The 24,403-nt window shown below is 42.3% G+C and carries 24 protein-coding genes; 7 read left to right on the forward strand and 17 right to left on the reverse strand.

The genetic code is table 11. From position 1 onward, the window contains the following. Positions 1-181: 181 nt before the first annotated feature. The 4 genes from ACU1JV_RS05780 to ACU1JV_RS05795 all read right to left on the reverse strand — a co-directional run bounded on the left by ACU1JV_RS05780 (position 182) and on the right by ACU1JV_RS05795 (position 3,475). Complete coding sequence (locus ACU1JV_RS05780; protein WP_413985846.1) at positions 182-730, reverse strand: RNA 2'-phosphotransferase; 549 nt, start codon at positions 728-730, stop codon at positions 182-184. Positions 731-1,161: 431 nt separating this feature from the next. Beyond that, on the reverse strand, positions 1,162-1,344 hold the full coding sequence (locus ACU1JV_RS05785; RefSeq protein ID WP_413985845.1) for a hypothetical protein: 183 nt from the start codon (positions 1,342-1,344) through the stop codon (positions 1,162-1,164). A gap of 149 nt (positions 1,345-1,493) precedes the next feature. After that, positions 1,494-2,273 (reverse strand): hypothetical protein, encoded by a 780-nt coding sequence (locus ACU1JV_RS05790; RefSeq protein WP_230584964.1) that lies wholly within the window; start codon positions 2,271-2,273, stop codon positions 1,494-1,496. Between the two features lie 686 nt (positions 2,274-2,959). Beyond that, positions 2,960-3,475, reverse strand: a complete 516-nt coding sequence (locus ACU1JV_RS05795; protein ID WP_413985844.1) for a hypothetical protein — start codon at positions 3,473-3,475, stop codon at positions 2,960-2,962. Positions 3,476-3,926: 451 nt separating this feature from the next. Here ACU1JV_RS05795 and ACU1JV_RS05800 point away from each other — a divergent pair, with 451 nt between their 5' ends. After that, positions 3,927-4,166 carry a hypothetical protein gene (locus ACU1JV_RS05800; RefSeq protein WP_039269860.1) on the forward strand — a complete coding sequence of 80 codons (240 nt, stop codon included), beginning with the start codon at positions 3,927-3,929 and terminating at the stop codon, positions 4,164-4,166. A gap of 139 nt (positions 4,167-4,305) precedes the next feature. On the opposite strand, the gene ACU1JV_RS05805 is transcribed toward ACU1JV_RS05800, so the two are convergent. The 10 genes from ACU1JV_RS05805 to ACU1JV_RS05850 form a co-directional block, all read right to left on the reverse strand. After that, a complete protein-coding gene (locus ACU1JV_RS05805; RefSeq protein WP_413985843.1) occupies positions 4,306-4,710 on the reverse strand; it encodes a hypothetical protein in 405 nt (134 codons plus the stop codon). Between the two features lie 160 nt (positions 4,711-4,870). After that, positions 4,871-6,241, reverse strand: coding sequence for a helix-turn-helix domain-containing protein (locus ACU1JV_RS05810; protein ID WP_413985842.1), 1,371 nt, complete (start codon positions 6,239-6,241; stop codon positions 4,871-4,873). Positions 6,242-6,711: 470 nt separating this feature from the next. Next, positions 6,712-8,043, reverse strand: a complete 1,332-nt coding sequence (locus ACU1JV_RS05815; protein ID WP_413987556.1) for a helix-turn-helix domain-containing protein — start codon at positions 8,041-8,043, stop codon at positions 6,712-6,714. Positions 8,044-8,266: 223 nt separating this feature from the next. Continuing rightward, on the reverse strand, positions 8,267-8,722 hold the full coding sequence (locus ACU1JV_RS05820) for a GNAT family N-acetyltransferase (RefSeq protein ID WP_348624794.1): 456 nt from the start codon (positions 8,720-8,722) through the stop codon (positions 8,267-8,269). A gap of 99 nt (positions 8,723-8,821) precedes the next feature. Then, entirely contained in the window at positions 8,822-9,499 is a 678-nt protein-coding gene (locus ACU1JV_RS05825; protein WP_413985840.1) for a VOC family protein, read from the reverse strand. Between the two features lie 85 nt (positions 9,500-9,584). Next, positions 9,585-10,118, reverse strand: a complete 534-nt coding sequence (locus ACU1JV_RS05830; protein WP_413985839.1) for a hypothetical protein — start codon at positions 10,116-10,118, stop codon at positions 9,585-9,587. Positions 10,119-10,352: 234 nt separating this feature from the next. Continuing rightward, positions 10,353-11,528, reverse strand: coding sequence for an MFS transporter (locus tag ACU1JV_RS05835; protein ID WP_413985838.1), 1,176 nt, complete (start codon positions 11,526-11,528; stop codon positions 10,353-10,355). Positions 11,529-11,603: 75 nt separating this feature from the next. Beyond that, positions 11,604-11,915, reverse strand: coding sequence for an ArsR/SmtB family transcription factor (locus tag ACU1JV_RS05840; RefSeq protein WP_064963869.1), 312 nt, complete (start codon positions 11,913-11,915; stop codon positions 11,604-11,606). 127 nt (positions 11,916-12,042) lie between these two features. Beyond that, positions 12,043-14,091, reverse strand: coding sequence for an iron ABC transporter permease (locus tag ACU1JV_RS05845; RefSeq protein ID WP_337682241.1), 2,049 nt, complete (start codon positions 14,089-14,091; stop codon positions 12,043-12,045). Next, positions 14,088-15,083, reverse strand: a complete 996-nt coding sequence (locus tag ACU1JV_RS05850; protein ID WP_413985837.1) for an ABC transporter substrate-binding protein — start codon at positions 15,081-15,083, stop codon at positions 14,088-14,090. The genes ACU1JV_RS05845 and ACU1JV_RS05850 overlap by 4 nt, the downstream gene beginning before the upstream one ends. A gap of 172 nt (positions 15,084-15,255) precedes the next feature. Here ACU1JV_RS05850 and infC point away from each other — a divergent pair, with 172 nt between their 5' ends. Next, entirely contained in the window at positions 15,256-15,771 is a 516-nt protein-coding gene (gene infC / locus ACU1JV_RS05855; RefSeq protein ID WP_025676424.1) for a translation initiation factor IF-3, read from the forward strand. A gap of 265 nt (positions 15,772-16,036) precedes the next feature. On the opposite strand, the gene ACU1JV_RS05860 is transcribed toward infC, so the two are convergent. After that, complete coding sequence (locus ACU1JV_RS05860) at positions 16,037-17,734, reverse strand: DUF4179 domain-containing protein (RefSeq protein ID WP_058829287.1); 1,698 nt, start codon at positions 17,732-17,734, stop codon at positions 16,037-16,039. Continuing rightward, positions 17,691-18,272 carry an RNA polymerase sigma factor gene (locus ACU1JV_RS05865; RefSeq protein WP_240664135.1) on the reverse strand — a complete coding sequence of 194 codons (582 nt, stop codon included), beginning with the start codon at positions 18,270-18,272 and terminating at the stop codon, positions 17,691-17,693. Before ACU1JV_RS05865 ends, ACU1JV_RS05860 begins: the two co-directional genes overlap by 44 nt. A 457-nt stretch (positions 18,273-18,729) precedes the next feature. Here ACU1JV_RS05865 and ACU1JV_RS05870 point away from each other — a divergent pair, with 457 nt between their 5' ends. Both ACU1JV_RS05870 and ACU1JV_RS05875 read left to right on the forward strand, forming a co-directional pair. Then, positions 18,730-19,500, forward strand: a complete 771-nt coding sequence (locus ACU1JV_RS05870; protein WP_058829285.1) for an ANT(4')-I family aminoglycoside nucleotidyltransferase — start codon at positions 18,730-18,732, stop codon at positions 19,498-19,500. A gap of 439 nt (positions 19,501-19,939) precedes the next feature. Continuing rightward, positions 19,940-20,488 (forward strand): hypothetical protein, encoded by a 549-nt coding sequence (locus tag ACU1JV_RS05875; RefSeq protein WP_058829284.1) that lies wholly within the window; start codon positions 19,940-19,942, stop codon positions 20,486-20,488. Positions 20,489-20,593: 105 nt separating this feature from the next. Here ACU1JV_RS05875 and ACU1JV_RS05880 read toward each other — a convergent pair whose 3' ends face one another. Then, entirely contained in the window at positions 20,594-20,977 is a 384-nt protein-coding gene (locus ACU1JV_RS05880; RefSeq protein ID WP_040101759.1) for a DUF423 domain-containing protein, read from the reverse strand. 218 nt (positions 20,978-21,195) lie between these two features. Here ACU1JV_RS05880 and ACU1JV_RS05885 point away from each other — a divergent pair, with 218 nt between their 5' ends. From ACU1JV_RS05885 to ACU1JV_RS05895, 3 genes are all read left to right on the forward strand, one after another. Further along, on the forward strand, positions 21,196-21,669 hold the full coding sequence (locus tag ACU1JV_RS05885; protein WP_413985836.1) for a hypothetical protein: 474 nt from the start codon (positions 21,196-21,198) through the stop codon (positions 21,667-21,669). A 32-nt stretch (positions 21,670-21,701) separates the two neighbouring features. Next, positions 21,702-22,553 (forward strand): DegV family protein, encoded by an 852-nt coding sequence (locus tag ACU1JV_RS05890; protein ID WP_413985835.1) that lies wholly within the window; start codon positions 21,702-21,704, stop codon positions 22,551-22,553. Positions 22,554-22,708: 155 nt separating this feature from the next. Next, positions 22,709-24,334, forward strand: a complete 1,626-nt coding sequence (locus tag ACU1JV_RS05895; protein WP_413985834.1) for an S-layer homology domain-containing protein — start codon at positions 22,709-22,711, stop codon at positions 24,332-24,334. The last annotated feature ends 69 nt before the right edge of the window (positions 24,335-24,403 follow it).

Here is a 24,403-nt window from a genome sequence, read left to right on the forward strand (position 1 = left end):
ACCTCCTCTTTTTTCATCCGGGATATTTTATGCGGCATTTGCGGGTAAGTGTGGACACTCGTGGATACATTCAAAATATTAAAAATCTTATTTATGTACAGCAAAACAGGCGAAATCAAAAAGACTAGACGAATCATTCCATCTAGTCTCTTGATCATCGTTAATGTTCTAGGTCTATGCTTTATTCAAACTTCTTTAAATACTGTGACGGCACAAGGTCAGCAAGCCAAACACCATGGTTTGCTTTATAAAACTTCACTTGATTAGCCAATGCCTTTTCTGTATCTACTTCAAGGATCACCAGTTCCCCACGTCTTTTACCTGCTAGAATTGCAAACTCAAGGGCTTCAGACAGATGTACATACTTTCTGCCCATTGGCTTAATTCCTTCAGTAAAAATGTTATGGATTACCTTTGTGTTTGTACCGTGATAGAGAATCGTTGGTGGAGTGGCCTCCTTATAATCCAATCTGCCTGCACTGTGCCCATAATTAGCTCTTATGTACCCATTAACAATCTCATATCTTTGTTTTGGACAATGGCTTACTACTTGCTTGATATCCGACTCGCTGACATCAGACCATCTATCCTCTGATCTTATTCCTTGAATCAGGTCTTGAATGTCACAATAACCCTCATGGTCTAGCTCAAGACCAAACTGTTCTGGTGTATGCCTAAGAATCTTACTCATAAACTTACTGAGGCTCTCTTCTTGTTTTGGTGTTAACATTGTATACTCCTTTAATAAAATATTTGTCTATCTATAATAACCTACCGATGATTCATAGCGCCTTGGGAAGTAAAGCCCCAAACCTCCGATAAGGAAAAATGTAGCACCAATTAAAAAACCTCTTAGACTGTATCTGTTATAAGCCTCCAATATTTTTGCAAGTCCCAGCCCACAAGGAAAATACCCGAAAATGCCCCTTACCAAAGCCATGATAAAAAATTTCCGATTCTTATATCCCTCCTCTCTAATAGTTGTCCGATGAAAATAAAGATTTAGACTGAATTTGTTGGTCCTAAGCTGATTCTGAATTGCTAAATCGTCAGACTTGGAATAATAAGTTTTAGACTGACCCAAATATAAAACCAGCGGCAGTCAAGGACCTGAAAATAAAGTCCTAGACTGCCGCTGGTTTATTGAAGTAACGTTCTCTGTTAGCGTAACAAGTGGTGCAAAATTATTTCATGCGATATATATACAACCGTTTCGGTGCTGCCGATCGGCTTGCCGTCAGTAAGAAACACCGAGGCGATAAATTCTCCCTGAATCGCTAGGCTTCCAATCGCCTTAAATCGTTCTACCTCTATTGGTTTTGCCGAAATAATCGGCTGGATCAACGTCTTCCATCAGTCCCCATTCGACCATATCTGGCGTACGGGTCAGCACTTTCCGATGCGACTGTCGAGAATCCTCTCTATCACTGGATATTCCTGGAATCTTCGTTCAATGAAATGTTGAATAACCACCCCGTAAAGGGGCGGTTTTCTTATGCTTGCATGAATGCTTCTAACGGCTCCAGAGTCGCGAACGTCTTCTTTGCATCCTTCTTCCGTTGCTCATCATAGAGTTTGGTCAACTCTTCGAATGATTTAGCTTTAATCTTCGTATAACTTGATTTGGTGTATCTGATTATGTACGTCTTTACCCCTTCCTCTTCACTCCACTCGTAAACGACATCATATTTGTCCCTCAAATTCTTTAAATGAAGTGACCGGCGCAACACTGCAAAGTGTTCTTTAATGGCTTCATCACATTCCTCCATAATCTTCTCGTATGTGCAGCCAACTCGCATCAGAATCTCCAATGCCCGTTCATCGCCGTATCTCGCGAGAAATTCCTTCAACGAAACCAGCGCATATAGCATTATTTGTTCCTTGTCATTCGGATTCCTGTATTCATAACAGCCTACAACCAAATTGCGGTCGGTCATTTCCTCCTTACTGAATTGCATATTAAACAAATACTCGAGTGTCTTTTGCTTCATAACGGTTTCCAACATCTGTTCTTTATCAATCCTGATGCCCGTTGTCACCCACGGAAACGGTAGTTGGCCGTTACTTTCACGCGGTATGCTACCCCTAAGATTCAAAATCGGCATACCCGTAGCCATTGCGTACGACCTGTTATATCCGTCGCCCGCGAATATTTCCTGTTCTTCTTGCATGTGTCCTGCCCCTCCTTTTAGTACCAAGTTCCATTCGGCGCGTAGTGCCACCAGTTGTCTGCGAAGTGAATCTCCGCTCGATTCCAGCGAATTACGATCCAAATTATCCTCCGCATTTTCCAGTAATTTTTTGGTTAAGCTATACCGTTCGTATTATGAGCTGTGACCTACGCTTACGGGCTTTGCCACTTCACTTCCGCTCTTCCAATCCCGCTCTGTCCATTGTCAGGCAACACTTTTATTTCCATCTCTCCAGGCACTTCATGAATCTCCGTTACAATCGGTTCAGACGAACCGAGGAATAAGATCCTATAGCAAACTATTGCATATCCATAAAACCACCACTTATTGTGTTGGTCTCCTATTAGTTCATCACCGCTGCTTTTCATTAACCCGCGAAGATACTTCTGGGATAAATTGTATCATATGAGAACCATAAGTCCATCTAATGGTTGCGTTATCCTGCCCGTTGGCTAATGCCGGCTGCCAGTCTACAACTTTATTTTTCACGGTCTAATGCTTTGTTTTTCAGTCTAACACTTTATTTTCACAGAACAATAGTCTCATTAGACTATTTTGTTCTTCCCATAATTTTAAGAATGTATCATACTTCATAACATTCACGCACCTTCCGTATACTTTACCCATATCGCTAAGTTAGTAGCCTGATTGAAGACTCTCCTGTTTAAACCCGCCTCGTAATTCTTAGGTGCACGCAAATTATCTTCTTTATCAGATAAATTACTATGAAAAAAGCTTGCTCCCATTTTATTGTTAAAGGAGCGAGCTTATAGATATTCATTAATCGTTGTGAATTTTATTGATTTAGGATTTTTATAGCACCAGTTTGGATCATAGGGCAGAGATCTGAACTTCTGCATATCTTCCCAACTGTAGACCCAATCGTAATCAGGAATCCAAAAATAGTCAGTAGGATTTAGCTTGAGATATTCATATATAAATCGAAAAATCAGCTCTTCAACACCATAAACATCTTCAATACATCCTACTTGATACAAGGACAAGCTTGAATCTAATCCACTAATATTCTCATCATGCTCATAATTAATTTCGTAATTATAAATTCCATCAATATAGAATATAAACTGCTGGTTATTTTCAGCACCTAGTGGGTTGTAAGATATATTTAGAGTTGTTGAAAAAAACTGTTCGTTCTTATATTTTTTATCATTGTCAAAATATAATCCAGCATCTGCATGAAAGGCAGCTACGATTGCATCTCCTAGTAATTTCTCAGGTGTATATTTTTCTCGTTCTATTAAAATAAAAGCCGAACTCCCCATCACTTAACCACCTTTCTTAATTCCTCCAAGGAATTTACAACAGTTACTCCTAGCTTCTTGATATTATCTAATTTTTCTATATTACTTTGAGATAGAGAAGGGATGATTTAGGGAAATCCATCTGCTATCCTGTTATTTCCTTTTAATCCATGTGACATTTGAACTGAAATAAACAGATTTATTATGTATAAAGTAGTGTATAACGCTGTTAGATAATGCCTAAGTTAGTTTTAGCTGTTCTATCCATAGGCTAGTGATCAAGTATTGATTAATGTTGATTATATCATTATTACTTTTTCTTGATTTATAACAATATAATTGACATAATATCAATAAACATCCTTACTATATAATTCTAGGACGCTATATTTAAAGGCTTTTCCTATATAACTTTGAATGGCTTCATAGTACAAAATTCTCCTTTTCCATAAACATTATTGGAGGCTAGTAAATGAGTAAATTTGAAAAAAATCTAATTAAGTATTTGTCTTACGGTTTTTGTGTAGGAATTTATTATTCCTTTATTAAAGGGCCAACAACAATGAGTTCTTCAATCAACGGTATGTTTGAATTTTATACAGTACCCACTTCTACTTTTATTTTCAGAACTTTATCAATCTCGTTTATACTAAGCCTCATTGCTGGAGTGGTGTATACAATCGTTTTTTTATGTATAAAAGGAAATAAGTAGATTTCCCAGAATAATCCCAAAACAAAAGGAGCCAACCCATCGCAATAGCTCCTTTTCTTTATCGACCCTTTATTTAATTGACTAACTATGCAAAAAAGCCTGCTCCCATTTTAATGTTAAGGAGCAAGCTTATAAAATATTAATCATACTCAATGAACACATTGCCGTTTCCATTGACGGCTTTCTGTAACAATATAATTATATCGTTCTTAAGGTCAGGAAGTACAGGTAATATATTAGTCAAACTTTTCGCTTCTTCCTCTGTGAAATATTTAATATCAAATGAATCAAACAATTGTAGGGTCTCTCTAATATTTTCCACTTCCCATGGACTTTCCTCATACCAGCCTTCGTGGGCATAATATTCACTTAGTATATTACTTTGTGCAGATTCTAGTTGAACCAAACAATCCATTAATGTATCAAAGTATCCATTCCATATCTTCAATACATAGCTTTTATCTGAATTTGTATAAATCAATCTTATTTCTGGTTCTCCTTCAAATCCAGCATAGTAGGTATCATTTATTTTATCTGTCTTCATACTCTTACTCCTTCTAATGGCTGTGATTTTGAACTTGAGAGCATTTTATTCTCAGACTGCCACGTGGTGACCCGTTGGTCTGTAATTCGAGCCATTCTATCAATGCTCAATAGGAGGTGCCTCCACTGCTACTAACATAAACTGGAATGGTGGGATCAGCTTACTCTTCCTCTTCGTTAACCGCTTTAATCAGATTTCCATAGACTTCCTTCGTGTGAGCAGATGCATGTTCTTTAAAATGTGTAAACAACCTCATACATCTGATTGCTTGTATTCTATTATTAGATTCAGCAGACTTTTCCAAACAACTGAACAAAAATGCGAAACCTTCTGAAAATCTGCCCTTACGCAAAAGATAGATTGCCAATCCCCTTGATAAATGAGTAAAACGTTCTGAACTGATTTGTTGAGTATATACGCCTACCTGATTTTGTTCATTCAAAAAAGATTGAATTTCTGTTTCAAACATTTCAAGGATGTGATCCACATTAATATTATATCGATTAGCCGCCTCGATTATATTATCTATTGCAGGGAGTATTTCATCTTTCTTTGAAGAAAAATAAGCAACATAATCTGGAATTACACTTAAGTCGCCTGACATAAGCCTATTCACATAAATATTAGCAGTTGCCCATTCTTTAAATTGATTTTTCCATTCTAGAGTCGTTTCATCTTTCTCTTCTACCCAGCTTAAATCGGCATATCTCTGAATATGTTGGAGTGCTGTCTCATAATCTTTATGAGCATCACAAACTTCAGCACGTATTAAATGCGAAAATGCCCAGTAGACAAATGGAGGGTAAAGCGGCTTCTTTGTGTGTTCATTATTTTCATGATGCTGTTGATCAATTTTGTATTGTATTTTAGCTTTATTCCCTAACGTTTTGGCGAAGTCATCCAATTTAGCCCATCTTCGTAGAGAACGATATGTATTCACCAACGCTCTTAGTGCATCAAGTTGATCTACCTCATCTAACCGTTCAACGTAAGGCTCAAATTGAACGGCTGCATCATAGTTTTTCTCTTGATCGTCTCTAATACGAATCGTAAACAATCGATACTGGCAAACTGCCAAGCGTTCTGAATACTGATACTTTTCCCCTTCTGCTACATTTTCATAAAGGAACGCCGCTGCTTCAGTATAACCTTTTTTATAAGAATCCTCGGCTACTTCAAAAAGTGAAGGAAGATAAACAGGATTATCTAGCAACATACCTACAACTCTTCGCAAGCAATCAAGTCGTCCTAACTCCACGCATCGGTACAAAAAAGGGCTGATTCTTCGCCAGTTGAGCGGTTCTTCTTCAATACATTCATCAATATAACGTTCATAAAAATAATCTGGTGGTAAATTCATTCCCATAGTGATGCGATCTAGCTGGTGAACTGAAATTGATCGGTTGCCCGTCACAATGCCACTAACTGTTCCTACATTCAAATCAATCATGTGACCAAACTCGGTCATGGTTAAGCTTTTCCGTATCAGATAGGTTTGAACTTCTGCTCTAATCGTAGGTGTAATCTCCATAGATAAGCCACCCTTTCAACGTAGACTCGGCATATGATACATAATTAAACCATGTAAAGAGAAACAGTTAGTAAAAATTACTTTAGCCCATCATTGTCTTTTGGAACAAAGTCATATACCTTTCAGTTGTTACAACAACACACATTACATTTTTGCACTTTTTACATATATTTCTCAAAAGAAGATTTCCTCATATTGCTTATATACAGCAAAACGCGCAATAAAAAGGCTAGAGGGATCATTCCATCTAACCTGTTCCATTATCCATTTGGTTTAATATTCTGTACCTTTTAAGTGCTTTAAATATCAAGTTAAGTGCTTTAAATATCAAGCATCTTTTTTCTGTTGGAAATAATTACATTTCGCCATGCTGTGCAGGTTGGTAGCTATGTTCAGAATCCTGATAACCCGCTGAAGGAATTACTAATGTCAACAACATAAAACTTGTTACCAATAAGGTAAAAATTATTTTACGTTTCATCCTTATCCACCTCATTAATCAATTTTCTGTATGCTGTCTTCACAACAGATGATGCATATTCTCGATAAGACTCATACAGCCGCATACATGTAATTATATATGATTTATTATTGATTAATGTAGATTTTTCCAAACAACTTATTAAAAATTTGAAGCCATCAGAATATCTTTTCTTGGTCAAATAGTAGATCGATAATTCCTTCGAAAAATGCATAAAACGTTCTGTTATGAAACGCTTAGTGTAAAAACCCTCGATTTTTTGTTGTTCTAGAAAAGTTACAATTGCCTCCTCGAATTGCTTTAAAATATCATCCACATCAAAATGGTACCTATTAGCGGAATCAACTATAATATCAAGTGCAGGAAGAATTTCATCTTTTCTTGATGATATATAAACTAGATAATCAGATAGAACGCTTATTTCGCCAGCAAGAATCTTATTCAAATAGGTATTCCCCACAGCCCACTCTTCATATTGCTTTTTCCACTTCAGAGTAGTTTCATCGGTTTCTTTCACCCAACTTAAGTCACCATATTTGTACGTATGTTGAAGTGCCGTCTGATAATCTTTATGAGCTTCACAGACTTCTGCACGAAGTAAATGCGAAAAAGCCCAATAAGCAAACAGAGGAAAGCTTGGTTTCTTTGCATTTTCTTTTTTGGAAGGATGCCGTTGTTGCTCCATGTTATATTGAATTTTTGCCTTGTCTCCCAAAGCTTTAGCGAATAATTCTACTTTGTCCCATTTTCGTAACGAACGGTATGTATTCGCCAGATCTTTTAATGCATCTAACTGTTCTATCTCATCTAGTCGATCAACGTATATTTCAAATTGAACGGCTGCTTCATAGTTTTTCTCTTGATTATCTCCTTGCCTTGTATGGAACAAACGGTACTGACACATAGCCAGACGTTCTGAATATTGCTTTTTCTCACTTAGAGCCACATTCTCATATAGAATAGTTGCCGCTTCGTAAAGCCCTTCTCTAAAAAGTTCTTCGGCAAGCTCAAATAAAGATTCTGAATAGCCTAGTTTATCCATCAATAAATTAACCACATCATGAATGCAGTCCAATTTATTGAGTCTCGCACAATTATGTATAAAAGGACTCATTCGACGCCAATTCGGATTAGCCTCTGTTAAATACTCAGACACATACCGTTCGTAGTAATAGCCAACGGGAAGCCCCATTGCTTTTGTGATTCGATCTAACTGATCAACTGAAAGTGTGCGGTTCCCATTAATAATACTGCTCATGGTGCCCGGATTCATTTCTGCTTCTCTAGCTAAATCACTTAGGATTAAATCATGATCTTTCATATGTTTTGTTATCTCTGTGAGTATCGTGGTTGTTGTGTTGTACAAAGTAACCACCCCTTGTCAGGAACTTAGTAGGATATCAACTCATTAAAAAAGGACTATTACAATCCAATGATTGTATAGCCTTTCCGCAATTCATTGTACCATCTTTTGGCACAATATCATATACCTTTCAGAACCTTACTTAAGATACCTTTGAAGGGTTTGTAAAGAAAATTAAGCTCTATAAATCCTGAGACATACGAATCATATCTCTGCACTGTATGCCATTCTCATAAATTTCTTCTAGATAGTTATGTCTGACAAAGAAATCTAGATCTACACCCACAATTCTAAACCCGCATTTTTGGTAGAGAGCTAACTGCCCAATGCTAGAGTTTCCTGTGCCCATTTCCATCGTTTTATAACCTTGTGCCCTAGCTGTTTCAATGGCATGTGTCACTAATAGTCTGCCTATTCCTTTACCATGCATATCTTCTGATACTGCTATATTCACTAACTCAACTGTTTCAGGTCTTGTAGGTAAAAGAACATAGACTCCAACAATATGATGGTCAATCTCTGCTACAAAACACTGCCCTCTTTTTAAGTATTCCTCAACAAGTTGGTGCGAAGGATCAGCTAGTAACAAAAGCTCTATTGGATATTTTTCATTTGAATTAAGTAGTCTAATATTCATATATTCTCTCCTGAATGTATTATGGCCCCCGGATTTCCCCCCTTATCGTAAGCTTTATTCCAGAAATCCGGGGGTGATGGCGATGAATGAAGCCTTAACTCAGGTTGACCTCAATTCATACAAACCATTATGCAGTGAAAGACGGGCAGAGTATGGACCTTCAAACAAGACACTGGTATTAAATACGGCCGGAAGCCTATCATCAGGAAACCAAGGCCGTTGCTTGTCTATGACTATAAATGATCCTTCAACATTCCCTAGCGGCGCGAATTTTTGTCCAGCCCCTCCCCATGGATCAAGTTGGAACGTTTCGGTGATTATCCTAGATACTTCAGGGACATCATCGACAGGAAGACCGATCTCGCTTATACGAAGTAGAGAGTTGGGCCCGAAAGCTTCAGTGACTGCATTGTCGAGTGTATGGTGAGCGATGAACTCGACAAGGTTATGATCCGAATCATAGAAGTAAAGCGCTGTTGCATTCCAGTTTTCGAAAAAAAACTCATCATCTTCTTGGGGTCTTGAAATCAATGAAATTCCACGGTCGATTACCCACTGTTTTGCTTCTGTGAATTTATTTGTTGGAATCGTAAATGCAATATGGTAAAACTCATTTTCCATATGGGAGGATTCCTGAAAAGCAAGAACCGATTCCCCTACTTGAAACGACAACCGCGAAGGGCTTTCCTCCACAACCTGCAAATCCAAGAGAGAGCCGTAAAAAGCTTTTATCGCTTCGAAACTATGGGTGCCTAAGAGCACTTCTTTTAATTTCAATGCATTGGTCCTCCCCACAAATAATTTTGAAACCCATTGTCCGTCTAATCCATATCAGCATTTTATCTCAGACTATATGAGGTCATTACAATGTTTGTTTATTATCCTTTAAGTCGCTTAAAAATTTGGCGTTCCCATCTAACGCCGCAAATTGAAGTAGTATATCCTGTTCATCTAGAGCTTTACTTTTTGCTATTTCGAGATAAAGCTTGGGCTGGTCCCGAAACGCTCTTGCCCTCCCAATCGAGTATGCCTTCTGGAGATATTCATGAGCTAATACAGGCTTGCTCTGATGAAGAAGTGTTTCCGCCATCTGAATATAAGGTTCAGCATGTATAACCCGGTACCCTGCACCTTCCAAATCTAAAATTTCCTCATTTAAAAGCTCTACTGATCGCTGCATATGGCTGTTATAATTGAGAATTTGAACATACTGATGCAAAGTTACACTTGTAATGCCCCATGTATGCTTAGGTTCGGGGATGAGGTCCCAAGCCTTCTGTGCCTTTTCCTCGGCCAAGCTGCTATCTAACGGGAGTGTAAGAGCTGCTTCCTCTCCAAGAGCCCAAATCGTTTCTACCAATTGAGCTTCCAGATCCTGATACATTCGAATATCCATCAGATTCCTCCCCATAGATAATATAAATTCTAACACTTAGAGATGTCTACTCCTTCATTACGATTAACGAAAGCGCTTAATCAAAGATATCACTCCCCAGATGAGCAACGCCAAGATCCCACTGACGATTACAAAGGTCATTAAGATCGAAGTCCATACGAAATGCAATCAACATCACCCCATGCATCATTTTATGGTCATCTTGTAAAGTATTTTCTAATGTCTCTCCATATTTTAACGCACGTTCGCTTCCGCTGCATTCGAATTGAACATTTTTATTTTTATAATCATAGATAAGAATGCCAGCAGCGCAAACATCATTCCGCTCCAGATGAGCTGGTGTATTCCCAGATGAGAGATAAACCATCCGCCTATAGCAGATCCTATCGTAATACCCAGATTAGAAAATGAGACAAACAGGCTGTTACCGAACTCCGGAGCTTCTTTCGCTTCTGTGGTTAACCATGTTTGGCTAATAATAAGCCCTCCTGAATGCACAGCTCCCCAAATGAGCACAACTACAATCATCGGTAGGAAAGATGTACCCAGAGCATAAGTGAATACGTAAACGACCATATATAGCAACGGGAACATGATGACGGTCTTGATCAGATTTTTATGTAATAACCCTCCAAATAAAAAGTTCCCAAAAATCATAACGATTCCAAAGACCATCAGCATCATGCTGATCCATGATCCGTTCATAAGAGTTATTTCTCCAAGATATTCAGCAAAATAGCTATACACTGAAAACATAGCCGCAAAGATAAAAATAACAGACACAATATTGAACCATAATTGAGGCTTGCGTAATATACCAAGCTGTTTGCCATAAGACATCTTTTGCTGGACAGGTAGAGAAGGAAGCCATATGAGGATTCCTACAAATGCAATCATGCTTACGACAGCTCCAAACCAGAAAGCAGCTTCTAACGCTATCTTCTCAGCAAGATAAGAAGTCAAGGGCACACCAAAAGCAAATCCTACTGTAATCCCGGCGAAAACCTTGGTGACAGCTTTACTGCTCTTTTCAGGGGGGACAAGATGAGATGCGGTCACGAGGGCAACTGAAAAAAAGACAGGGTGAAATATAGCAGGGAGAACACGAAAAATGAGCATGACCTCAAAATGAGTAGTATAGGCATAGACAATATTTGAAATAACAAAACTGAATACAGCTATTAATAGAATAACTTTACGATTCATGCCAGAAACGAGTAAGGCCAAAAACGGGCCTGAGATAGCAACAACTAAAGAAAATATACTGACGAGCCAACCAGCCTGGGAAGCTGACACATTGAATTTTTGAGTGACTTGGGGAAGAACACCTATAATCCCCATTTCCGTTGTAATAATGCCGAACACGCCCAAAGCTAGAATGATAATAAGTAACGGGTTAACCTTTTTCATATTAAGTATAAGCCTCCAATTAGTTATATATATAGATTTGTAGATATGTTATGTGAAAAAAAAACTCCTTTCTGTTTATAGTTTTTTTTGGATGTACTCGGCAAATTCCTGTATTGTTTTTTCATTCCGACGATAGTACGTCCACTTTCCTACTCGCTCAGACTCTAACAAACCGGATTTTTGCATCGTTAATAAATAACTTGAAATTACAGACTGTGCCAGTCCCGATTTGGCCTGAATATCTCCCACGCATACACCAATTTGAAAATTAAGCCCTTGCTTTAAATAAGCCTGTTCATCAAAATAATCTTCCGGTTTTTTTAACCACTGCATAATTAGACGACGAGTCTCGTTGGACAAAGCTTTATAAATCAATGACGGTTCCATACATCACATTATATCTACTTTATTAGATTTGTAAATATTTAATTCAGGTGATTACACAATAAAAAATAATAAAGGCTGCTTCCTCACGGAGAATCCGCTTGGAAACAGCCTGTTCGTGTCATCTCAACTACACAGATTTACTCTTATTCGAGCGGTACATCAAGTACAGAAAATACGGTGCCCCGATCAATGCAATCAGCAATCCAGAAGGAATTTCGGTCGGTGCAAGCACGGTCCGTCCAATCGTATCCGCCAGCACCAGCATGACCGCTCCCAAGATGCTCGACAGAACAATGGAACGGCGTACATGGTGCCCGATCAACGTACGCACAATATGCGGAGCAATTAGCCCGATGAAGCCAATTGTACCCACACAGGCTACTGCTCCACCTGCCAGCAGCACACCCACTACCATCGCCAGCAGCCGGGTGCGACGCACCGGAAGTCCCAGACCCATGGCACTGCTATCGTCAAATACCAAAAGATCGAAACGGCGAGCCAGCCACCACGCTACTGGCAACAACACGAGCAGAAAGGCCAGAATGGTCGCCACCTGCCCCCAGTTTCGAGCGTAGGTACTACCAGTCAGCCAGATATAGCCTGTGCTACCCCAAAGTGAACCTTGGATGATCAACACCTGAATACCCGCTGATCCGATGGCAGATACGGCAATACCAAGCAGAATGACCACAGACGGATTGAGTTGCTTGTTCCACGATAAAAAGAAGATTACCGCTGCCGACACCGTCGCTCCGGCAATTGCTGCGATGGGCAACATATAGATAGGCAGCCCAGGCCACACGATAATCACTGCAAGCGCGCCGAATCCAGCCCCCGAAGAAACCCCGATGATTGAGGCATCCGCCAAAGGATTACGAACCGCTAGTTGGATCAAGACGCCGCTGACCGCAAGCGCGATACCAGCCCCGGCCGCCACCAATGTGCGTGGTATTCTAAATTGTAGCAAAGCCGAATTCGCGTTCTCCCCGCCAAACAGGCCAGACAGCAGATCCCCCACCGGAATGCGCATGCCTCCAAACATTAGACTGAATACCGTTAATATCACGGCACAGCAAGCAAATATTGTAACCAGTCTGCCAAACGGTAATTTCCGAGAGCGCACACCTATGTTCATTGAAGACTGTCCACCGATACCGGAAGGCAGCTTCATCTTCCACAAAATCAGCCAAATCAACCAAGGTGCCCCGATCAAGGCCATGACCGCTCCGGTTGGCAAATCCATACTTGATTTGTGAACCATTTTCGCCAACACGTCTGCGCCTATCAACAGCAGTGCCCCCCATAGGAAGGAACCGGGCAGTACCCAACGATGCATTTTCAGCCCGCTTAAGCGAACCAAATGCGGAGCCACCAAACCTACAAATCCGATGGGACCAATGACGCTGACTGTAATGGTCGATAGCAGAACCGCCAGCACAATTCCCACCGCCCGGGTTAAGCTAACCTTTTGTCCAAGGGATGTGGATGTGGACTCATCCAGGTCAAGCACATCAAACTGCCTTGACAGCATAACAGCAATAACCGAGAGTCCTACAACCCAAGGCCAAGCGTAAGTCGTCCCACTCCAATCATTTTGCACCAGTGAGCCCGAACCCCAGAGAAACAGCCCCTGTGTTTCAAATGAATAAAAGATATGCAACGCTCCGGTAAATGAACCAAGAACCATGGATACGATCAGGCCGGCAAGCGCCAACCGAATCGGTGTTCCTCCTCTTCCTCCACCCATAAAATAAGCTAGCACCGCTGCCAACAGCCCGCCAGCGGCGGCAAATAGAAATGGCGCCTGGTGCAGCAAGCCAGGAAACATCACCGCACCAAGTACGACCACAAAGTAGGCACCAGCGTTTATCCCTAGGGTATCAGAAGCCGCCAGTGGATTTTTGGTGATGGCCTGAAGCAAAGCACCGGCAATAGCCAGCGCGCCGCCAGCCAGGATTCCAATAACCGTACGCGGCATCCGAAGATCCCACACCATGTTATGCTCAAGCGTATCCTGACGCTGGGTCAACGCCTCGATGACTGTATGCAGCGGGATCGAAGCTTCCCCATAACACAAGCTTACAAAAAAAAGCACGATGAGGACGAGCAAACCGCCCCCAAAGATGCTTCCTATACGCCAAGTCTTCGATAAACCCGTTGTGTCCGTTCGGGTCATTTCGTCAGAGCTCCGGCTACTTGATCAACCAGTACTTTGGATGAGATTGGGCCACCGAATGTCCATGTTGTGCCGTCTAGCGGGTAGGTCCGTTTCTCTTTAACAAAGTTCAGTCCGTTCCATACCGTGTTGTTCTTCATCGCGGCGCCAAATATATCGTCCGTCTTTTGCGTAATGTAGATAAAATTACTGTCCTGTACAGCTGGAAGAGCTTCGATTCCAACGGTACTAAATCCGTACTTCTCAGTCTGGTCCGACTTCCAGTCGTTCACCATACCGATTTTCGCAAGTGTTCCCACTACAACCGAATTTTCTTTGAACATCCGCAGACTGGCAGCATTTTGAGATGTAAAGGCTTGTGTCAGCGCATAGTGAAAGTCTGCTTTGCCCGCTTTTTCCAATGTAGCCTTTGCCTCTACATAGTGCTGGTCAAGTTCGCTTAAGACTTTATCAGCCTGTTCCGTTTTACCAGTAGCCACAGCGATTTGCTTGAAAATCTCGACCATACGGTCGTAATCATAGCCGTTCCCCTTGTAAGGATCGAACTCTATCGTTGGTGCAATTCCCTTAAGCTGCGCATAAATCGCTGCATTGTTATCGGCGTTAGAGATAATAAGATCTGGCTTGAGCGCCGCAATCGCTTCGAGATTGGGTTCGCCCCGTGTGCCGATATCCGTTACGGTATCAGCCAGCTTCGCCTCCGGTGTTACCCACAGCTTGTAGTTTTCATTGTCCGCATTGCCGACCGGCTGTACGCCAAGGGCAATCAGATCTTCGGTAAACGTCCATTCGAGTACAACGACACGTTCCGCTGGCTTGTCCAGCTTGACTTCTCCATGGTCGTCCTTAACCGTAACTGGACCAGCCGCTGTAGATGTCTGCTCAGATCCTGCAGCACCTTCCGTCTTTGAGCTATCCCCAGCCGAACCGCAACCTGCCAATACAATCGCGAAAACTACAAATAACAATAGGCCATTCAACATCTTTTTCATTTCTCTCAATCACCCCTGTATGTATATGCATCGGAAAATGATAATCATTATCAGTAAAAGAGTATAGGGGTTAGTGATTTTTGTCAATAAGGATATATCGAAGTTCAATTGAATCGCACACAGGTTCCGTATATGATAGCTTTATCATTGTTTTAAGGGAGGCTACATTGAAGTGGCAGTATTAATCAACGAGCAAATTAAAGCTGATGAGGTGGTGCTCACTGGACTCTCAGGGGAGAACCTCGGCGTTGTTTCCAAGTCAGAAGCCTTGGCTATGGCCCGATCCAAAGGAGTGGATCTGGTCTGCACCTCACTGATGAGTAGTCCACCACCATGCAGTTTGGTTGCAAAAGGTAAAGGAAAAGCGCTTGCGCAAAAAAAAGCCGCAGCAAGCAAAACAAACAACGGACGAGCCGCAGGAAACAGCGGCAAAGAAAAGGTCAAGGAGCTCCGCTTCACCGCTCACATTGAGGATCATGATTACGACACGAAGCTGCGTCAGGCGGACAAACAGCTTCGTTCTGGTAAGCCGGTACAGTTGGTCGTTAAGGCCTCAGGCGCAAAAGAAGCACCTGTCGCCAAAGCGGTGCTGGAGCGTCTACTGGGTGATCTGAAGGAAGTCGGCGTAAAGGAAACTGGAATCCAGACGGGCGGCAAGGGCTCACAGGTAAAATTAAACCCTCGCTGAATGGCGAATCGGTAGATTGGACAAGTCTCTTCGTCCGTAGAAAACAGAGGGCCGAATGTGCCCTCTGTTATAAATCCCTTGTTTGAATTTTTCTTTTTATCTTCGGCACAAGTCAGGTGAAGCAGAGCGAGCAGATTCAATGTGGTTATCTGATTTACTATGATCAAGTGCTCCACCTCATTCCTGTTCTTGTCACAGCTACTTTGCTCCAAGGGAGATACCAAAAAGGTTTTTCATTCATCAACCTCAATACATAACCGCTTGCTTATTTCAGGATGACGCCGTTCGTTCCCGTTTGCGGTATGACAAACGACCAATCGGCATCCTTGTACAAATGGTTAACAATCTTTCGTTTTAACGTGAGCTGTTTCGGCATTTGATTTAGACCATCGACGAAATATCCGGCATCCTCCTGCGGCTCGATCACACCTGCACGGTCTGTGGTATAGCCTCCGCCAAAAAACATTGAATACTCCCTGCCATTCTCGTCAACTGCAACCCAGATATCTTTCGTGAAGTTTGGACTGCTGAACGTACCACTAACCGGAATGGTCGCATACATTTTGCCCGAATTGGAACTGTCGGGACGAAGTTTAAGCCCCTTGAACAGATAAGCATCACCCGAATCTTCAAATTTAACGGGATGCACAGCTGAGGTTTGAGCCGGGTCGAGCACGACCGACATTTCGCTTTTCTCTCGAATTATATAGCCGTCCAATACGAATCGAATTTGCTGCTTATCATAAGCGAAGTCATTAAATTGATAGAACCAGTGCGTCTTGCCACTCCAACGGTCCAATTTAGATCGGCGTTCGAATTCAGGTTCTCTGTTATCCCCAAGCCATTTCCCCTGTGCATCTTCCAGATGATACTTAAGCTCGTGGAATCCGCTTTTTCCGTTCAGCGCTCGGCCTGCCGCTTCCGGAGTCAACTCTGTCGTATATTCCAATGATCCGCCGCTTGGTGTCCGAGTAGCTCCCTGCATGTGAATTTGTAAGCCGCTTGGCGTCTCATACGTTTTATCAATTGGAGTCAGCAACGTTTGCTCTTTGGCTTTAGTCAGATCTGCCTCAAGATTCAGTCTCCAATCTCCTTTTACCGTTTTAATAGGAGCTTCCACATTGAGTTTATCCGCATACAGCCTAAGTTCACGGATATGCGCACTAAGCTGAAGCTTGTCAGTCAGTACTGGCCTCGTAAAGTCGAACTCAATCCTGCTAGTTGTCTCGTTGCTCCCTGTGCTTACTTCAAAAGGAACAGCGCCAATATCACCTCTCTGGTTATCAAAGATACTGAAATCGACATCTTGAAGACCAAAATCCCCGGCTATAGCATTTCCTTTGGCGTCGAAAACGTCGATCCCGATAATCATTCTAGTCGAATCGGCGATAAGTTCGTTGACTTTCAGGGTGTAACCCTGATCTTTAGCGCTGGCGCCCGAAATCTGTACCAGCCCTGTTTCACGTGCCTTCTTCATACCGCTATCCACATAACTATCTTTCGCAAACAGCGATCTCACCGTATCTGCGAGAGTTGGCTGCGTATACAGTAGTGTGCTAACCGCAAATACAGAGACGACGACCACCACACTCCATACTTTAAGCTGTGAAGAGCATCTGGTAAGGCGGTAATGTTTCACCTGAGCAACTATGGACGTGTCATCGTACGCTGCTGCGTTCTGTTGCCGCTTCCCGTGTCCAGTCGATCCCGTCATAATCTGTGCCTCCGTTTCCGCGGGTTGCCCGCTCGCAGAGTATCTGGATAGATCCTGATCGCTCGCGTCGGCTCTGTCAGCTGGTTCGATCTCCACTCCTTCCAGTTCCAGCATCACCTGGTCGGTAAACTCATCAGGAAGCCTTTCGTGAAACAACGAATTTTCCCAATTCCTATCTTCTATCATCGATTTACCGTCTACTGCTTCAAGATTGGCTTTTTTCGTTGTTGTACGACCCCAGAATCTCATAACGTTGCCCCTTCCTGGCTTCTACGGTTTTCCGTAGGCTGATTTTAGCACGGTGGACGGCGTTGTTAACCTGCCGAACCGACATGCCAGTAATACTAGCGATCTCCTTGTGACTCAGTTGGTTAGTGTAGCGCAGAATCAACACAAGTCGATAATGTTCGGGTAGCGTCTCCAACAAGCGATCCAATTCGAAACGTAGTTCCTTTTGCAGCAACTTTGATTCCGGTGTTTCACGTTCATATGTATCTTCCTGTACCGGAGACTTCGGATCTTTTCGGCGTCCACGGTCCTTCTGCAAATTGACGGCAATTGTATACATCCAACCGGCAAAACTTTGCGACGGGTTATGTGCTGCCAGTTTACGATAGGCTTTAATTAGTGTCTCTTGGGTCAGATCCTGAGCATCCGCTTCAGAAGTCCCCATCTTGCGAAACAAACCGTAAAGCTTATTCTGATAGCGCCGGACAATGTCTGCGTACGCCTGTTTATTGCCTTTTAATACAACTTCAATAATGGAATGATCGTCTGTCAGCTCCACGCGTTCCCCTCCTCTTACGGTCCGGCTTTTATTTGTTTCATTTCTAAGACTCCTAATCTGCATCTTTTCTCTCACTTGATCCATATAAAAAAGACCTTGAGGTTTTGTTGCCCTCAAGGTCATGAACACTTGGCTCATTTCTCTATGCCTAGTTCAGATGTGAGAGGATCACCGCTTTACTCATAAAATACATGCCTTAAACTTATCGCCAATTCTTACAGCGCTCAAGCAACAATCTTCAGCCGTAGATTCACCCTATGACCGCTCTATCAATAGCCTAAGTAAGATGGACAGAGCAATATGCTTGCTAAAATAGACCCGTTTGAGTACAATTCCCATAAGAAAATCCCTTGGGAGGAATTGGAATGTATCGAAAAAATGTCCCTCGTTAAGCCCGTTCTCCTCCATCCATGTGTTAGTTTCAACTCACCCCAATAAATCGGAGGGAGAATCACTAATGAACATGAATGGACCTATTCACATTTCTCGAATTGAAAGATTTCAGACTTGCCACGAAATAGCTACTAGGTTGCATGAGGTATATAGAGACAAAATTTTGGCTATAGGGGTCTATGGATCTGTTGCCAAAGGTACGGACGGCCCTTTCTCAGATATTGAAATGTTTTGTGTATTAAGTGAATCCAACGCTCCTGTAGATTTTAGCCATGAATGGTCGGCGGGTCCCTGGAAAGCTGAGGTGAACGTCTGTAGTTCAGACATTCTTCTGAAAACCGCCTCTACTGTTGAGGGCGACTGGCCGTTAACACATGGACCCTTCTTTTCCCCACTTCGTCTGTATGATCCTGAAGACTTTTTTTCTATATTAAAGGAAGCTGCCGAATCCCCAACAAAGGAAGATTTCAGGCATGCCATCAACGAAGTGCTTGTAGGTGAAATGTATGAGTTTATTGGAAAGCTTAGAAATGTCAGTATAAATGGCCCTCGTACTTACTTGCCGTACTTGATCATGCAGTTTGCCCAATATGGGGCTATGTTAGTTGGGTTACACAATCAGAAGCTTTTCTCAACGGGCTCAATGGTTCTACCGGAAGCACTGGAACTGCCGAGTCGTCCACAAGGATTTGATCATCTGGTTAAGATGGTCATGTCCGGTGACTTAGCGGAATCCACAAAGATCATTTCAGCCTGTGAAAATTTCTGGAGTGGTCTTGTGAGCTGGGCAGTCGAACATGACTATCATATGAACTCACAACGAATCCCATTTTAATCGGAAATTAAAGTCCGTTTTAATTTCGCTTACTATAAAACCCTATTTTCGCTATGCCAAATCTCCCTTTCGTTAAGGGGGATTTTCATTATTTCTTCTGAGCGGATGAGATCCTTTTTACAGACATGTTACGTTATATTTTTTTGTAAAATATTTTAAATTTAAATTACTTGATTTCATTCCTCACCTCGCTTATTCTCGGTATATGCATACTTTGGCTCTAATAATCTTCTCATATACAACCCTTGTTCATGTACACATGCCAGAATGAATATTTCCTGTGTTTTCAGAGAAAATGTAACGCATAGGTCTTTATATAGAGCTAATTTTTATTAATATCCAATAACAGGGCCCTAGGCCCTATGACAGATTACATTTTAATGATATATTGATAGATACTACAAAAGACTAATTACCCAGGGCTTGGGCTGGAGGATGTATGAAAAAGGAATCAAATCAAGACGAAACCAGTTATTTATTTAATGTTGATGTATTAGTTAAAGGTCGTTCGAACGTAGAGGCCCTTCAGTTCCTGCTTAATCTCTTGAGCCAAAACGAACAAATTGCGGATAGTCGGATTCAATCTGGTATCGAACTTGGCAATTTAATTGAAGCTGCATTATATCTAAAAAAACAGTCGGCTGTTAATAGCCCATCTGATGCAGCCGCTACGCTTGCGGAAAGATTCTCCAAAAAGAAATCAGCCGCAATTCCGAACAAGACACCCGTTGTTCAAGAGATCAAACAATCCCACGTACAGCCAAAGCCTGCAATACAACAAGACCTTAGTACGTACGAATGGATCAAACGCTATATACATGATAATACGCTTGTACGGTTAATTGTGAACCGCTATGGAGGACAGCGCAGCATTCCTTGCCGCATACTCAACCTGGACCATGATAATAACCTGCTGAGTGTGTATCATGTCGATGAGAAGCAAGTATACTCCTTTAAAATGAATGAGATCGACGAAATCACATCATAAGTGTAACATCTCACTAAAACAACAAAGCATGAAAAAAGAGAATCGGTGGAAAAGCATTGCGTCTTTCCTGCCGATTCTCTTTTTTAGTATGGACCGATAAGTTTTCTAAGCCTCTTTCTTTAGACCAGCAGCAGCCCATGCCAGGAATATCCATCCTGCAATAAAACATACGCCCCCTAATGGGGTGATCGCACCCAGCACACGGATTCCGGTTAAACTTAGCACATACAGACTGCCGGAAAACAAAATGATACCCGTGAACAACAGCCGCGCGGCCCATCTTAAGCGGGTCGAAGGGCCCCATTGTCCGGCAGCCAACGCAATGATCAGCAAACCGACAGCGTGAATCATATGGTATTTCACACCGGTTTCATATATCGCCAATGCATCCGCGTCGATCCGTGCTTTTACAATATGCGCTCCGAAGGCTCCAATGGCTACCGCCAACATCATCATTATAGATCCTACCATTATCCATCTTCGTTGCATGTTTTTTTACTCCTTTTCACTGTTCCTTTTACCCGAATGTTCTTCTTATTTTATCGGAACAGCATGAAGTTTACCAGCCAGTGTGTGTAAACAAACCGCATACGAAATTCGATGATTAAACCCTGTCTATTGGAGGCTAATATGTAAAGTGGCTTGCTTTTTTGTTTATTTTGTGGAAAATTAGTACCTGTTCGGACTATGTTCAAGGAGTTGAAAAAATGAGTTACCAAGATCCTAATTTGCAAAAGCCTGCTGCGTCTGAGGAGCACCCTGTTTTTTCAGAAGCTCCTGTGTTTCAGCCTCCGGTCAAGCTCAAGCATTCCGGTCCCGGAATTGCTTCTTTTATTATGTCGCTCGTCAGTCTGATCGGATATATTATCTTGGCTATTATGGTCATTAATCTGATGGCTCATTTCAGCCAATACCAAACAATGAACCCGGAAGTCGCTTTGCAGCAAACCGGAACGATGCTGATTCCCTTTATTTTTTTAGCCAGCCTGCTGCTCAATTGTAGCGGACTTGTGGTCGGGATCATCGGCATTGCGTTAAAAAACCGCAAAAAAACCTTTGCTATTACTGGATTAATCATTAATACACTCATTATTGTAGGTTTTATTGCACTACTTGCCATCGGTCTTTCGATTCCGAATAGCACAGCGGATATTTATCCTTCCTCTGTGCAATCTTTATGATTTTTCTGCATCTCACAGAGAGGATTTAATGTATGAACAAAATTAAAATTTTTGCAGACAGTACCAGTGATGTTCCTGCCCACTGGCGTCAACAGTACGAGATTAGCATTGTACCATTGTATACAGTATTTGGTGATGAAGCATTGCAAGATGGGGTGAACATTCACCCGGAACAATTATTTCAGCGTGTCAGCCGCGAGGGATGCTTACCTCGTACCGCCGCACCTTCTCCGGCAGATTTTATTCAAGCCTTTACGCCCTACATAGAACAAGGAGATGACATTTTATATATCAGTCTGTCCTCCGAGCTATCATCGACATACCAGAATGCGCTGCTCGCTGCCTCCGAATTTCCAGAAGGTCGCATTACGGTTTTTGATTCCCTAAATTTGTCGTGCGGCTTTGGCCTGCTTGTGATGAAAGCTGCTCGCGCAGCAGCTAACGGTAGTACGATAGAGCAGATTGTAGACATGTTGACGGCAACCAGACCGCTAATCGACACGGAATTTGTGATTGATACACTCGAATACCTATATAAAGGCGGAAGATGCTCAGGCATGCAAAACCTGATCGGCAGTCTGCTCAAAATTCGCCCGGTAATCAAAGTGATTGACGGAAAAATGACGCCCGCCTACAAGGTTCGCGGCAAACGTGAAAAAGCACTAGAACAAATGCTGCAAAATGCCCTGAACCATCGGGATTTGATGGATAACGATATGATTATTGTCGTGCACGCTTTGGCTGAGGAAGATGCGCTGATGCTGCAAGCACGTCTGAAAGAGGAAACAAACGCACAAGAGGTACTGCTAACAACAGCAGGCTGTGTTATATCCAGTCATTGTGGTCCACAAACGATCGGTATTATGTATAGCAAAAAAGCATAGTTTATCCAATATCAAACCTGTTACCCATTGGTAGCGGGTTTTTTGGTATTTTTCCAGCAATTTAGCAATGAATAACTTTCCTCTTTTTGATAGTATTATTCGTCGAGTAACAATATATACACTTACAATCTATCATAAAAAGAAGGTTATTGGGGATGAGTTCCAAACGATCGCGTTGGCTAACCAGGTTTACTCTATCGGCAACTACAGCCATTACAATATTCACAACATTCACTTCATACTTAGCTGCCCCGGCAGCAGCATCCGGCGTAGCTTTTCGGGATATTGCACACAGCTACGCCTATCAGTCTATTATTTCCCTGCATGCTAAAGGAATTTTGAATGGTACACAACCTGGTTACTTTTCTCCTAAAAAGGCCGTTACCAGAGCTGAATGGGTTACCGCATTGGACCGTACACTCGGGCTAGAACCTGTACAAGCAGTTGTTTCCTCCTATCGGGATGTTCCCAAACAGGCGTGGTACTACGGTTGGATTGAGGCGGCTTCGCAGCTTGATATCGTACAGGGAGGTTCTTCCGCTACATTTCAACCCAATAGTTCTATAACCCGGCAAGAAGCAGCCTTAATGATTGCACGTCTCATCCGCTCTTCGGGCGGATCAGGCGGCACCACATCCTCTTTCACAGATCGTGACGAAATTGCAGATTGGGCTCTTGAAGGGGTAACCACCGTGAATCGTTACGGCTTTATGAAAGGTGAAAACAACTATTTTCGCCCGGCATCTTCTCTCACTCGTGAAGAAACAGCGGTATTATTGGAGCGGCTGCTAACGTATTCAGCACAGCATGCTCGCCAAGCTGCTTCCACTACTTCTTCCATTCGATTAGGCTGGCAATATGACCAAACCGTTCAGCAGTTTGAAAATACGGTGCTTCAATCCAACATCAACACCCTGTCACCACGCTGGTTTTTTCTGAACGAAACAGGCAGTATCAGCGATTACACCAATTCTTCGCTGCTTACCTGGTCCAAACAGCATCAAAAAAAAATCTGGGCTATGGTAGGCAACCGCTCCAATCTGGCGCTAACGCACCAAATTCTGTCCAGTGAGGTTCTACGGGCTACAACCATAACTCAACTTGCCAATGCTGTGTCTGTACATGGTTTGGACGGGCTTGTCATTGATTTTGAAAATGTAGATGGTCAGGATCGTGCCTACCTTACATTGTTCGTCCAACAATTAAAGGCTAAGTTGAAAAGTCAAAATGCGGTACTGGCGCTTTGTGTATCTCCTGATTACGGAACGGACTGGACTGCCGCTTTTGATTATCAAAAGCTTGGCGCTGCGGCAGACTATCTCATCCTGATGGGATATGACGAGCATTGGGGAGGGAGCTCGATCCCCGGCTCCGTGTCCTCACTGCCATGGCTACGTGAAAGCGTGCGGCGCTTTGTACAAACCACCGATCCGGAGAAAGCGATTTTGGCGTTGCCCTTATTTACACGGAATTGGACACTTAACGCTAGCGGACAGTCAATCGCTTCCTCTGATATTTCATTAGACCAGCAAAATCAGCTAGTATCCCGTATCTCTTCCAAACCGATCTGGAACGAGGATATTCAGCAGTATACCGTATCATACAAAGATACTCAGCTTCATAAGCTATGGCTGGAAGAAGGGCGATCCTTTACTCGTAAGTACCGCCTGGGCCAGGATGAAGGATTTGCCGGCTTCGCCTACTGGTATTCAGGCGGCGCAAGCTCTGATCTGTGGTCCAGTGTGAAAAATGCGGACCGCTTTATACAGCGTGGCTTGTAAAAGTTAAAAACCTTCAACCTCACGTAAAAAGTGAAGTTGAAGGCTTTTGCCATACATACGTATCACCAG

It is taken from the genome of Paenibacillus sp. T2-29 (assembly GCF_052921365.1).